The sequence below is a fragment of the Streptomyces sp. NPDC052020 genome, assembly GCF_040680575.1.
Taxonomy (GTDB): domain Bacteria; phylum Actinomycetota; class Actinomycetes; order Streptomycetales; family Streptomycetaceae; genus Streptomyces.
Genome location: NZ_JBFAWY010000070.1, coordinates 1 through 12313 on the forward strand (window position 1 = coordinate 1; position 12313 = coordinate 12313).

Genomic DNA, 12313 nt, shown 5'->3' on the forward strand with positions numbered 1-12313 from the left:
CGGGGACGGATCGACGGAACGCAGGGCCTCGTAGGTGGTCACCAGGATCGGCGGGACGGCGAGGACGACCAGCGGGATCATCACGGGCAGTCTCCCCGGCCCAGTGCCGGGGGCGCGCCGCGGTCTGCAACCGCTCCGGCAGCAGCGCCAGCGCGCCGCCGCCGGTCGCGCCGATCAGTCGCAGACCCGGGTACTTGTCCAGCCACCCCGCGAACGCGATCATGGCCATGCCCAGCGTGACATCGCCGAAGCGGCCGATCTGCTCCACGAAGCCGTTCTGCTCGACCCGTTCCGTGCCGACCGGTTCGGCTGGCGCGTGGACCAGGACCGGCACCTCGGCCTCCGCGGCCAGCGCGAAGAAGGAGTCGGCGCGGCGCGAGCCGAGCAGTTCCCCGTGCACGCTGGACGTGGTGATCAGACCGACGAAGGCGGGGTCCGCGAGCGTCTCCCGTACGCCGTCGAGGTGATCGTCGTCCCCGAACGGGTTGGCGTACACATAGCCGCGCAGCTGGTCCGGGAACCTGCGGATCAGGCCCGACATCCAGGCGTGGAACGCGCGCAGCCGGTCGCGCGGCTGCGCGTAGTTGTCTACGCCGGGCACCCGCGCCATCGCCCCGGCCCCGACCGGGCTGCCGATGATGGTCAGGTCGATTCCTGCCTCGGCGCGGGCGGCGAGCATGCCGTCGACGTCGGTCAGGCTCGGGGGCATGGGGAAGCGTTCGGCGGCTTCCGGTGGGGACAGGTGCCCGTGGATGTCGATGATCACGTGTCGGTTCCCGGTTTCGGTCTCAGTGCGCGGGTGACCGCGGCACAGTCCTGGTCGCCCAGCCCTTGCTCGGTCGCGCGGGCGTGGGTCTCCGCCGCGGCGGTCGCCAGCGGCAGGCTCAGGCCGGCTGCTGCCGCCTGCTTGGTAGCGAGCATGAGGTCTTTCGCCATCAGCCGCAGCCGGAAGTCCGGCTCGTTGAACCGGTCGGCGGCCAGCCGCCGCGACTTGAACGCCATGACCGGGGAGGCGAAGCCGCTGCCCGCGATGGTCTTCAGGACCAGCTCCCGCTCCAGGCCGCAGGCGTCCGCCAGTTCGGCGGCCTCGGCCAGTGCCTGCACCTCGATGCCCATCAGCAGGTTGAGGAGCAGTTTCATCCGCATGCCGGAACCGAGTGCGCCCAGATGGACGACCTCCTTGCCCAGCGTCTCCAGCAGCGGACGGGCGGCGGCGAACGCCTCTTCCGTGCCGCCGACGAACAGCCGCAGCTCCCCGCCGCGGGCGTGGTCGCGGTTGCCGAGCATGCCCATGTCCAAGACGGCGGGCACCTCCCCGGCGATCTGTACGACCTCCTCGGGCGCCACGGTGCTGGCGCACAGCAGGATGCCCGGGTACGGGCCCTCGGAGAGTACGCCGTCGGGGCCGCGCAGCACGGTGCCGAGGGCCTCGCCGTCGGCCACGGCGCAGAGTGCGGCGGTCGTTCCCTCGACCGCCTCGGCCGGGTGGGCGGCGACGTGGGCGCCGGCCTCGGCGAGCGGCGCGGTCCGCTCGGCGGTACGGTTCCAGACCCGGACCGGTATGCCCTGGTCGAGCAGGCGGCGGGCCAGCCCGGCGCCCATCGCGCCGAGGCCGAGTACGGCGACGGGGCCCTGCGAGGTGCGCGTCATGACGACACCCCCCGGGTCTCCTTGAGCACCCGGTACCGCAGCGACTGCCGCTGGTCCGTGAACTCCCGCAACGGCGCGACGAGTTCGCGGTGCTCCTCGCTCTGCTGCCAGGCGAAGAAGTGCTCAGCCGTCTGCCACTCGCTGGTGATCACCCACTGACGGGAGTCGTCGGCGGGCTCGCCGAGCCGTTCGATGATGTGACCGGGCGTCCGGGACACGGACTTCCGGAGCTGTTCGTACAGCTCCAGGAAGCCCCGTTCGCCGCCCTCGACGACGCGGACCGCGAAGACGACGCCCAGCTTGTCGGCCGACCGGCCCTGGTGGTTGGTGCCCATGGTTCCTCCTGAGTGAGATCCGGTGGGACACGACTCCACGGACTCATGTCGCCTGTACGGCCGCAACTCCAAATGGGAGGAGGCACAGTGGGGACAAGGCGTGCACGCACCGTCATTAGGCGTTTCGGGTGAGTGGCGGGCCGAGTCGTCAACCCCCCGACGGCGCCCAGGAGCGGCGGCCGACGGAGCGGGCACACACCGCCGGTCAACGCCCGCCCGCAGATCATCGCCATCGCACGCCCCGGTCGTCGTGCCATACCGCGACGTCTCCAGGAACCGTTCGGCACCTCGGCCGTCCGCAGCCACCCGCGCTCCCAGGCGAAGCGCGTGCAGAAGCGGGTCGCGGGCGGTGCCGGATGACGCGACATTGCGGCCAGTCGGCGGCCCGCATTTCGATGTTCATTAGTGGTCGCTTTTGTTGGTCTTTTATCCGGCACGCCAGATTGACGTGATCATAGCAAAGAGCCTACTTTTTTAGAAAGCGCTTGCTCGACCCGCTTGATTCAGGACATCAGAAAGGTCCTCCCATGCGGTTGCCCCCACCGCGGTCATCCAAGAGAAAGTCCGCCCGGCGCACGGGGGCGGTCACCCTGGCGGCCGTACTCGTCGGCTGCGACCGGACCGGCGCCGAGAGGGCGCCGGCCCCGGCGGCGCCCGCACCCGGCGCCCTCACCACTGCCGACGGGTTCGCCGATGTCGCCGCTCTGGGCCAGAACGGCACCACGGGCGAGTCGGCGGCGCCGTCGTCACGGCCGCCACCACCGCCCGGTTCCTGGACTACATCTCCCGCCCGAAAGCTCTGATCGTGCAGGTCAGCAGCATGAACGTGCTGCCCGTCGGCGCCTGCGACGGCATGCGTCCGGTGATGTCGGACAAGACCATCGTCGGCCCGGGCGACGACGCCCGGCTGACCGGCGGTCGGCTGAACATCGGCCTCCCGGCCGACGACCGGGTCACCTAGCCGGCCGCGAACGCGGTCCACACCATCATCATCCGCAATCTGCCGATCGACGGAGCCACGGACCTCCTGACCAATATCCAGATGTTCTCCTGCCACATCATCTGGATCGACCACAATGACTTTTTCGACGGCGCCGACGGCGCCGTGGACATCAAGCGGGGCTCAGAGTTCGTCACCGTGTCATGGAATCGCTTTCACGACCACGACAAAACACTGTTGCTCGGTCACGACGACGATAACGGGCCCATGACCGGGGCCGCCTGAGGGTCACGTACCACCACAACTATTCCGACGCCTCCGCGCGACCTGCGTGTCAGGGTCGCCGAACCGGTGCGCGTCTACAACGACTACTACTACCGCGACAACGGTTACGGCGTCGCGCTTCGGCCCTGAACGCCAGCGTGGTACCGGAGGGCAACTACTTCTTCAGCGTCAGCAACCCCGCCCGCGTGGACTTCAGCGGCGACCTGGGCCGCCTGGTCGAGCGTGACAGCGCCCGACGACCGCAACCACGCCATCGAGACCCCCGGGTCCGGTCGTCGAACCGCGCACCCACTACTCCTACACACCGCACCGCGCGGCCGACGTCCCGACCGCTTGTCCGGGCCGGCCGGCACCGGAAAGATCTGAGGAGCGCAGGATCATGACAGGCACCCCCCACACCCCCCATCCCCGTCACCTCCCCCGCGTCTCGCGCCGGAGCCTGCTCGCGGGCACCGCGGCCTCCGCCGCTGTGCTGGCCGCCGGGGCCGGTCAGGCCCGGGCCGCCGCCGGTCCCGCCCGGCTCGCCGCCGTCGCCGCGCAGAGCGCCGACGGGTTCGCCGGCGTCAGCGCGCTCGGACTGAACGGCACCACCGGCGGCGCCGCCGGTCCCACGGTCACCGTCACGACCGCCGCCCAGCTTCGCGAGTACGCCGGCCGCAACTTACCGTACGTGCTGCTGGTCTCCGGCCGTATCGCGTTCGACGGCATGATCACCGTGGTGGCCGACAAGTCCATCCTCGGCATCGGCTCAACCGCGGAAATCACCGGCGGCGGACTCCAGTTGGGCTCGACCACCCGGCCGGGCAACAACGTCGTCATCCGCAACATCCGGTTCACCGACGCCTCGGACGACTCGATCAGCGTCACCAACCGGGCTCACCACGTCTGGATCGACCACTGCGATTTCTCGCAGGGTTACGACGGGCTGCTCGACATCAAGCGGGAGTCGGACTACGTCACCGTCTCCTGGAACCACTTCCACGACCACAGCAAGGCATGCCTGCTCGGCCACAACGACAGTTACACTGCCGACCGCGGCAAGCTCCGGGTGACGTACCACCACAACTTCTTCGACGGCACCGACCAGCGCCACCCCAGGGTGCGGTTCGCGGAACCGGTACACGTCTACAACAACCTCTACCGGAACAACCGGTTGTACGGCGTGGCGTCGACCGAGGACGCGGGTGTGCTCGTCGAGGCCAACCACTTCGAGAACGTCGCGCACCCGATCTACTCGGGCTACGACGACAGCGGCCCCGGCCGGGTCGTGGAGCGCGGCAACGTGTACGTCAACTGCGGGCCGCCGCAGACGCTCGGCACGGTCGTGGAGCCGCGTACGTACTACGGCTACTCCCTCGACCCCGCTTCGAGCCTTCCCAGCACCGTCCCGGCCGGCGTCGGCGTCGGCGTCATCGCCTGAGCCCCTGGAGGCCGACATGCACCGCAAAGGCACCCTGTTCCTCGCGGTTCTCGCCACCCTGGCCGTCACGGCCGCCGCTCCCGCCGCCCCCGGCTCAGCGCCCTCGTCCGCCCCCGCCGACCTGGCGGAGTCGGCCCCCACCGGGTTCGCCAGTGTCGACGCGTGGGGCCAGAACGGCACCACCGGCGGTGCGGGTGGACCCACGGTGACCGTGTCCACCGCCGCCGACCTCATCTCCGCCGTCCGCGCCGAGGGCCCGAGGACCGTCCGGGTCAACGGCATGATCCAGCTACCGGCCGGCATGTACGACGTGTCCTCCGACAAGACCATCGTGGGGGTCGGCGCGGGCTCCGGGATCTCCGGCGGCGGTCTGAACATCGGTCTTCCGGCGAGCGACACCGTCACCTCGCCCCCGGCGAACGCCGTGCACAACGTCATCATCCGCAACCTGACGTTCCGCAACGCCAGCGACGACTCCATCAACGTCCAGATGTTCTCCCACCACATCTGGATCGACCACAACGACCTGTCCGCCGGATACGACGGACTCATCGACATCAAGCGCGGCTCCAGCTACATCACCGTCTCCTGGAACCACACCCACCACCACACCAAGAACATGCTGCTGGGCCACTCCGACAAGAACGCCGCCCAGGACACCGGCCGGCTCAAGGTGACGTACCACCACAACTGGTACGACCGCACCCCCCAGCGCAACCCACGCACCCGCTTCGGCGACCCGGTGCACATCTACAACAACTACTTCTTCGACAACAGCGACACCGGCCCGGCCTGCAACGCGGACTCCGGCTGCTTCATCGAGGGCAACCACTTCGAAGAGGTCGAGGAGCCCATGACCAACAGCTACTCGGGGCCGGACGGCAGCATCGTCGAGCGCGACAACCTCTTCACTGGGGAGGAGGCCGGCGAACCGGTCGTCGGCGGCAGCGTCGACAACCCGGCCGACTACTACGACTACACGGTGGACGACCCCCGCACCGTCAAGGACATCGTGACGCGGGGCGCGGGGCCGGGCACGATCGGGCTGTGAGATCTCCGCACCGACCTGCCGCGCCCGACACCCTCGCCGTGGGGTCCGCCGGCACCCACCCGCGTGAACCGGCTCCCCCGAGCTGGCCTCCGCCACCGAGTGGGTGAAGCCCGCCCTGCGGGGTGCGGTGAGAGCCGCCTTGCACCCGGGGGGGGGCCGCGGTCAGCGCCGCACCTCGATCGGGCCGTCCCGCTCGTGGTGTGGCGGCCAGCGCACTTCCAGCGCTGGTACGTCCCCGCCACGCGGCGGGCTCCCGGCACGGTGCGGTTCGGCGGCCGTGGAGGTGACCGCCGCGGCGGGGTCGTCGCAACTGGGCTGACCGACGAGGGCACGGCCCTGTGACGGCGGGGACGGCGTGATTTCCGGCGTGAAACGGCCGGACCGGCTGGCGGCACCCAACCGGTACGGCCGACCTCATCGCGCGCCGCGCGGCGGCGTCCCGGAAACGGTCGACCGCAACTGCGCGTTGCGCAGGTCAGACGATGGGCTGCTGCGCGTTCCCGGGGCGGTCGAGTCCCATCAGCTGGCGGCCGAGGAACGGAGCCTTCCAGGAACTCGTGCCCCGGTAGAGGTAGTTGCCCTGGGGGCCGAAGGCGGCGAGGTCGTTCCGGCCGTCGCGGTCGGCGTCGCCGACGGCGACGAGATGGGTGTACGCGTTCCACCCGCCGCCGATCCGGGTGCGGGACGCGAAGGTGCCGTCGCCCTTGCCCAGGTAGAGCCAGAGCGCCCCGTCCTTGTCCCGGGCGATCAGGTCTCCGGCGGCAGCGCCGCCGATGTTCCCGACTGCTGTCAGGTCGTTGTAGACGCCCCAGCCACCGCCGACCTTCTTGCGCGCGGAGAACGGGGCGGTGGGGGTGCCGCTGCCGGAGTAGAGCCAGAGGACACCGGACCGGTCGGTCGCCAGGAGGTCGTTCCTGCCGTCCCCGGTCAGGTCGGAGCCGCCCGCGATCTTGTCGTAGATCTGCCAGCCGCCGCCGACCTTGATCCGGCCGGCGAAGCCGCCGCGGCCGTCGCCCTGGTACAACCACAGGACGCCGGACGTGTCGCGGGCTACCAGGTCGCCGACCGGTGATCCGCCGAGGTCGCCGGTGGCCTCGATACGGTCGTAGACGTTCCAGCCGCCGCCGACGAGGGTCTTGGCCTCGCCCTCGACGAGCTGCCCGGACGCGTTGACGCCCATGGCGAAGTAGGTGTCGTGGCGCCAGAGTTTGCCCGCGGAGTCGCGAGTGAGGATGTCGGGAGTGCCGTTGTCGTTGAAGTCGTGCGGCTGTCCCTCGCGGGTGACCGTGAAGGTGCCGTCGGCGGTGGTGGCCGGGCCGATGCCGTTGAGGGGCTCGGCCACGACCTGCCAGGTGTAGGCGCCGTTGGGGGCGGCCTCGAACCCGTCGCCGACGGTGCCGCTCCAGTTCAGCGTGACGGACGGGATGTGGGGATGCCGTTCGGCGGCGACGTGGGTCTTCCCGGTACGGATGTGGCGCAGCGTGATCCTCACGTCCACGGTGGTCCTGGAGAAGTCCCAGCGCAGGGAGGGCGATCCACCGTTCTCGTCGAGGTCGACGACCGCGGGGACGGTGTTGCCGGTGATCTCGACCTTCGTGGGTGCTCCGGCGTTCGCCACCTGGGTGACGACGGGAGCCCCGCCGTCACCGGCGGTGATCTTGAACAGGCCCTCGCCGTCGGTGACGGTGCCCCCGCGCACGTACAGGCCGTCGGGGGCGGCGGCGGACGAGGTCAGGTGGTCGAGCAGCTTCACCGAGGCACCGGTGGCCGGGTTGTACGCGGTGACGGCGTACAGGGGGTTCTCGTCGCCGGACGAGAGGCCTCCGGCCTCGCCGTACACGACCCAGCCGCCGACCAGGCCGACCTGGAGGTCACTGGCATGAACTTGGGCGACCGGGAGCTTGGCGATGACGTCCGACGCGCGGTCCAGGACGTACACCGAAGGGGTCGCGGTGCCGTCGCCCTCGGTCCAGACGACGTGGGTCTCGGAGACGGCGATGTCACCTCCGGTGGAACCGGGGGTCCGGTCATGGACCTCGTGGACCGAGCCGGTCGCGAGGTCGACCAGGGCCCACTTCTTCCGGCCACCGTCGGTGAAGGTGAGCAGGGCGTCCTCGGGAGTGCCGGGGGTGATCTCGATGTCCTGCGCGCCGGCCGGCAGGCCGGTGACGGTCTGCACGCCGTTGTCCTCGGTGTGCTGACGGAGCTTGAGGGTTCCGTCGGTCTCGACGGTCGTGAAGACCGCGTGCGCCGCCGAACCCGCGTAGCGCGGCTCACCGGCCAGATCCCCGACGAAGACGTCGAACGACGACAGGGTCTTGAGGTTGCGCTGATAGACACCCCAACGGCCCACGGAGACGAGGTAGTCCACCGTCCGTGTCGAGCGGAGGTAGGTCCGGTATCCGTAACCCCTCCCGGTGCCATCCGCGTACCGCGTGAAGCGCTTGTCGAGGGAGCCGTCGGCGAGGGTCACGAAGCCGGTCAGACCGGCGTCGACCAGCTTCGCGCCCTTGAGGAAGGGCATGAGAACGGGAGCGGAGGCCGCTGTGTCCGTCGCCACCGCCGCGTGGGCGGGCGAGGCCGGTGCGGACAGGACGCCCACGCCAGGAGTAACGGTGATGACGGTGGTGACGGCGACTACCAGCCGACGTCGGGTCGATCGGGCCAGGGGCACGTGAGATTCCTTCTGGATGCGTCAGGCGCACCGTGCGCCTCACTACCTGTGACTCACCAAGGGCCGAATGGTTGTACGCCCGCGCGGGCGTCGCGTACTCCACCGCGCGTACCTGGGCGGACGCCGTGTCGGTGCGACGGTCCTCACCCCGCCCGACCCGCTGCCGCGCCTGTACTTCGGGGTACCCTCGCCGGAGGCCGGGCCCGCCGCGGCCCGCCACACGGACTCCTACCCCACCCGGGGAGAACCGTCCGACCAGGTCGCCCGGAAGCTCTCCTGGATCCGCGAACTCGCCCCTCAGCGCGACCGGAAGGTGCGGTTCGGGATCCGCTTCCACGTCGTGACCCGCGAGACCAGCGCGGAAGCCTGGAGATCTACCCCAACGTCTGGGCCGGGGTGGGGCTGCTGCGCGGCGGCGCCGCAACGGCGCTGGTCGGCAGCCGCGCGGAGGTCGCCGACCGGGTCGCCGAGTACGCGGGCCTGGACATCGACGAGTTCATCCTGTCCGGCCTCACCGTACTGCTCGCCGTCGCCCGGGAGGCGCCGCGTGAGCGGCGAGCGGCACACCGTGCCGGTGGACGTGCACCTGCTCGCCGTCCGCGACCGCGAGGTATCCCGCCATGACGCTGCACGACATCCCATGGGGCGCTACCTTGCTGGTGAGATCGTCTCTGGGAGGGAAGAACGGGGATGCTGGAACAAGCGCTAACGGCACTGGCCGCAGCAGGCGGGACCGCGGTCGTACAGGCTGCGGGAACGGACGTGTGGAGCGGGTTGCGGCAGGCGGTGGCACGCTGGTTCGGCCGGGGAGACGCACAACGCGAGCGGGCGGAACTGGAGCGCTTGGAGCAGACCGCGGGCGAGTTGGAGACCGCAGAGGCGGCCGTGGCGGATCGGGTGCGCATCCGTCAGGAGGCGGCGTGGCAGACCCGTATCGAGGCCCTCCTCGAAAGCCTTGACGACCTCGAGCGTGCCCAGGCCGCTGAGGAACTGCGCGCTCTGCTGGCCCGGCACACCGACCGAAGCGGGGCCTCAGCCGGTCAAGGAGGGCTAGCCGCCAACGGTAACGTGAGCATCCGCGCCGAAGGCGGCTCGATCGCGGCTAACGTCATCCACGGAGGCGCGCACATCGGCCGCCCTCCCACGCCGGATCCGACCCAGGGCTGACCGGACCGGCCACTGCGAGCCCACTCCACTCCGAGCCACGCTCATCCCGGACTGGTGGTCCCCTCGTCCAGGCCGCTAACGGCGGCATCGCGTTCCTGCACGCAGATACCGTCACCATCGGGGCCAGCGCACGTGTGGCTGGGCTGAAGGACTACCTTGCGGCGGCCGCGCATGCTGCTCGAGAGCACCCTTATCCGGGGGTTGTGCCAGGTACGGCTCCGCCGCTGACGGCTGTCTATCTCCGCCAAACAGCCATTCGTTCACTCGATGCCAAGCCGGCTGAACATGACAGAACAAGTTCGCGGCGCTCGCAACTGCTGCCCGCTGATCGGATCCTGGGTCAGCACTATACGTGTGCGATTCTGGGTGCGCCGGGGAGCGGCAAGTCCAGCCTGTTGCGAACTCAACTCGCCGCTCTGGCTGTCCAATGGCAGCAGGGAGGGACTGCGGCCGCCGTGCCAGTTCTGGTCCCGGCGGCCGCATTGCCGGGGCGTCCGCTGCCCGAGGCCCTCGCACGTGCCGTCACCGCCGAGTTGAGCTCGTTTGGGTTGGTCCACGAGGTGCCAGCGGACTTTTTCGCCACTAAGCCGCACCCAGGTATCCCGTGGCTGGTGCTCGTGGACGGCCTCGATGAGATCACTGACCCAAACACCAGGTGCCAAATCTTGCGCAGCCTGGCTGCCATCTCCGCCGGCGACCACCAGTCAACGTATCGGTTCATCGTCGCCTCCCGCCCTCTCCCGCAGGTCGAACTTGATCTGTTGGGAGAGCAGGTTCCCCGCTATGAACTACAGCCTTTTGGCGCTGGCGACTTGCCCGCGTTCGCCCGCGGCTGGTTCCAGGCCCTTCGCCTGCCCGAAGTCGACGAGGTTACTAGGCGTTTCATTCGGTCCCTGGATCACACCGGACTTTCAGATCTGGCCCGCACGCCTCTGATGGCGACCATGCTCTGTCAGCTCTATGCTGCTCGCCCCGACGAACCTCTGCCCGGAAGCCGGGGCCAGCTCTACCGCAGGTTTGTCGAATTGCTCCACGAACGGCAGCACACCGCTGGCCTTACAGGTATCCGCCCTCAGACGCGCGCCGCTCTGGAACGCTATGGGGAAGGTGCCGTTACACGGGCCCACGACGTCCTTGACCGCTTGCCGGACCTGCTCGGCCAGCTCGCGGTCAAGCGGTCCACCGCCGACGACCAATCAGCACTGAGTTTCCTGGCCGAGCAGTCCCTTGCCCAAGGCCCCCCAGGAGTTCCGGACAATATATGGAAGTCGTTTCTGGAAGCGTGCCTACGCCGCAGCGGCCTGCTAACATTTCGGGCAGGCGATTTCGGCTTCCTGCACCAGACTCTCCTGGAATACCTTGCCGCCGTCCATGTCGCCCGGGATGCCGACGCCCATAAGAAGCTGCTTGAAATCGTCCTCAACGTACTCATGAGCGATGACGACATCTCAAGGTGGTGGCAGTTCGACAGCTCGCCGTGGTGGCAGTCCGACGGCATCGACACAGGAGACCGCAGCGGAATTCCGGTCCTCGGACTCAACGGTCAGCATATGCTCACAGCAACACTCTCCTTTGTCGGATTCCTCTTTGATTCCGGAGACGTGCCCTCGTCCGACGCCGTGGAAGTCCTTGAACGTCTCGCAACCCGTGGCGGGCTACGCGGTTGTCGCTTCATCGCAGCGCAAGCGCGGGTGGGGACCGGTCTTCCTCAATCGGTGGTACATGCGGCCGTGACGACGCTCGACCGCATGGCCCGCGATACCACCCTCAGCCCCGCTTCCCGGGCTGATGCGATGAGAGAACTGGCCAGGATCGGTGGTCCCCTTAGCAGGGATGCGCTCGATACCATGACTCGTGATGTCGCCCTCGGCGGTCAGCTTCGTTTGACGGCAGCCGGGCAACTCGACTTGGCCGGAGATCCTCGCGGCAAGGATCTGCTCGCCTTCCTCGCTCGCGATCCTTCTCTTGACGCCGGCACTCGAGTTCGAGCAGCTAGCTGGCTGGCAGATGACAAGGATCCCCTGGGAGCCGATCTGCTTGATGACCTCGCTCGCAGTCCCGACATCGACTCCGATAGTCAACACGAGGCAGCCCATCACCTGGCCATGCTCCGCGATAGTCGTAGCGTTCAGGTGCTCGACAGGATCGCCAACGACACTTCTCTCAACATCAGCCTCCGCAGAGAGGCAGCGTGTGACCTGGCAGGAATGACCGGAAACCGTGGTGTCTACCTCCTCTATGCCCTGGTACGCGACAGCAGCCTGCACACATTTGACCGGATACAAGCGGCCCATGACCTCGTCCGCCTGGAAAGTCCTCACGCCGCTACAGCGCTCACCACCCTTGCCTACGACACTACGCTTGGTCCGGGGAGCCGGGAGTACGTTGTGAGTGAACTCGCGACAGCGGTCCGCGAACCGCACGTAACCGACCTGCTTCGCAGCCTCGCCCACGACACTGCTCTCAACACCTTCGTACGGATACAGGCAGCCACGGAGCTAGCCGAACGCGGAGACAAACCCGGGGCCGACCTGCTCAACACTCTCGTATATGACGAGAACGTTGAGGGCTTGGCCCGAGCACAGGCGGCCTATGCCCTGAGCTCTGCTGGGGACTCCCGCGCCACCGATGCTCTCCACGCGATCGCCCAGGACACCACCCTCGAAGGCATGCTCCGGCTGCGGGCGGCCGCGCACCTAGTAGTGCTTGGTCATGTTGGTATGGGTTCTGGCATGTCGCGGTGACAGGTGGGGCAGGCGCCGGTCCAGACCGCGAGGAGTAGTTGTAGTTC

General features: G+C 68.8%; 9 protein-coding genes and 2 pseudogenes. 7 read left to right on the forward strand and 4 right to left on the reverse strand.

Translation table 11 applies throughout. The features are described from left to right. The 3 genes and pseudogenes from AB0L74_RS34300 to AB0L74_RS34310 all read right to left on the reverse strand — a co-directional run. A pseudogene (locus AB0L74_RS34300) lies at positions 1-102 on the reverse strand (ABC transporter permease); the annotation flags it as partial. Positions 103-762: 660 nt separating this feature from the next. Next, positions 763-1650 carry an NAD(P)-dependent oxidoreductase gene (locus tag AB0L74_RS34305; protein WP_365661366.1) on the reverse strand — a complete coding sequence of 296 codons (888 nt, stop codon included), beginning with the start codon at positions 1648-1650 and terminating at the stop codon, positions 763-765. Continuing rightward, positions 1647-1985 carry an antibiotic biosynthesis monooxygenase family protein gene (locus tag AB0L74_RS34310; RefSeq protein ID WP_365661368.1) on the reverse strand — a complete coding sequence of 113 codons (339 nt, stop codon included), beginning with the start codon at positions 1983-1985 and terminating at the stop codon, positions 1647-1649. The genes AB0L74_RS34305 and AB0L74_RS34310 overlap by 4 nt, the downstream gene beginning before the upstream one ends. Before the next feature lie 805 nt (positions 1986-2790). Here AB0L74_RS34310 and AB0L74_RS34315 point away from each other — a divergent pair. The 4 genes from AB0L74_RS34315 to AB0L74_RS34330 all read left to right on the forward strand — a co-directional run bounded on the left by AB0L74_RS34315 (position 2791) and on the right by AB0L74_RS34330 (position 5681). Continuing rightward, complete coding sequence (locus AB0L74_RS34315) at positions 2791-2946, forward strand: hypothetical protein (protein ID WP_365661371.1); 156 nt, start codon at positions 2791-2793, stop codon at positions 2944-2946. A gap of 27 nt (positions 2947-2973) precedes the next feature. Further along, positions 2974-3210, forward strand: coding sequence for a hypothetical protein (locus tag AB0L74_RS34320; protein ID WP_365661387.1), 237 nt, complete (start codon positions 2974-2976; stop codon positions 3208-3210). A gap of 379 nt (positions 3211-3589) precedes the next feature. Next, on the forward strand, positions 3590-4630 hold the full coding sequence (locus tag AB0L74_RS34325) for a pectate lyase (RefSeq protein ID WP_365661373.1): 1041 nt from the start codon (positions 3590-3592) through the stop codon (positions 4628-4630). A gap of 16 nt (positions 4631-4646) precedes the next feature. Beyond that, entirely contained in the window at positions 4647-5681 is a 1035-nt protein-coding gene (locus AB0L74_RS34330) for a pectate lyase (protein WP_365661376.1), read from the forward strand. Between the two features lie 475 nt (positions 5682-6156). On the opposite strand, the gene AB0L74_RS34335 is transcribed toward AB0L74_RS34330, so the two are convergent. Then, a complete protein-coding gene (locus tag AB0L74_RS34335; RefSeq protein ID WP_365661379.1) occupies positions 6157-8355 on the reverse strand; it encodes a VCBS repeat-containing protein in 2199 nt (732 codons plus the stop codon). 133 nt (positions 8356-8488) lie between these two features. Between AB0L74_RS34335 and AB0L74_RS34340 the strand changes: the two are divergent. The 3 genes and pseudogenes from AB0L74_RS34340 to AB0L74_RS34350 all read left to right on the forward strand — a co-directional run. Next, positions 8489-8865, forward strand: a pseudogene (locus AB0L74_RS34340) (LLM class flavin-dependent oxidoreductase); the annotation flags it as partial. Positions 8866-9045: 180 nt separating this feature from the next. After that, positions 9046-9522 carry a hypothetical protein gene (locus AB0L74_RS34345; RefSeq protein WP_365661381.1) on the forward strand — a complete coding sequence of 159 codons (477 nt, stop codon included), beginning with the start codon at positions 9046-9048 and terminating at the stop codon, positions 9520-9522. 134 nt (positions 9523-9656) lie between these two features. After that, positions 9657-12266, forward strand: a complete 2610-nt coding sequence (locus AB0L74_RS34350) for an NACHT domain-containing protein (RefSeq protein WP_365661384.1) — start codon at positions 9657-9659, stop codon at positions 12264-12266. The last annotated feature ends 47 nt before the right edge of the window (positions 12267-12313 follow it).

Coding starts and splice junctions, on each gene's coding strand:
- AB0L74_RS34325 (WP_365661373.1), top strand. CDS start 3,590: ATGACAGGCACCCCCCACACCCCCCATCCCCGTCACCTCCCCCGCGTC.
- AB0L74_RS34345 (WP_365661381.1), top strand. CDS start 9,046: ATGCTGGAACAAGCGCTAACGGCACTGGCCGCAGCAGGCGGGACCGCG.
- AB0L74_RS34310 (WP_365661368.1), bottom strand. CDS start 1,985: ATGGGCACCAACCACCAGGGCCGGTCGGCCGACAAGCTGGGCGTCGTC.
- AB0L74_RS34330 (WP_365661376.1), top strand. CDS start 4,647: ATGCACCGCAAAGGCACCCTGTTCCTCGCGGTTCTCGCCACCCTGGCC.
- AB0L74_RS34305 (WP_365661366.1), bottom strand. CDS start 1,650: ATGACGCGCACCTCGCAGGGCCCCGTCGCCGTACTCGGCCTCGGCGCG.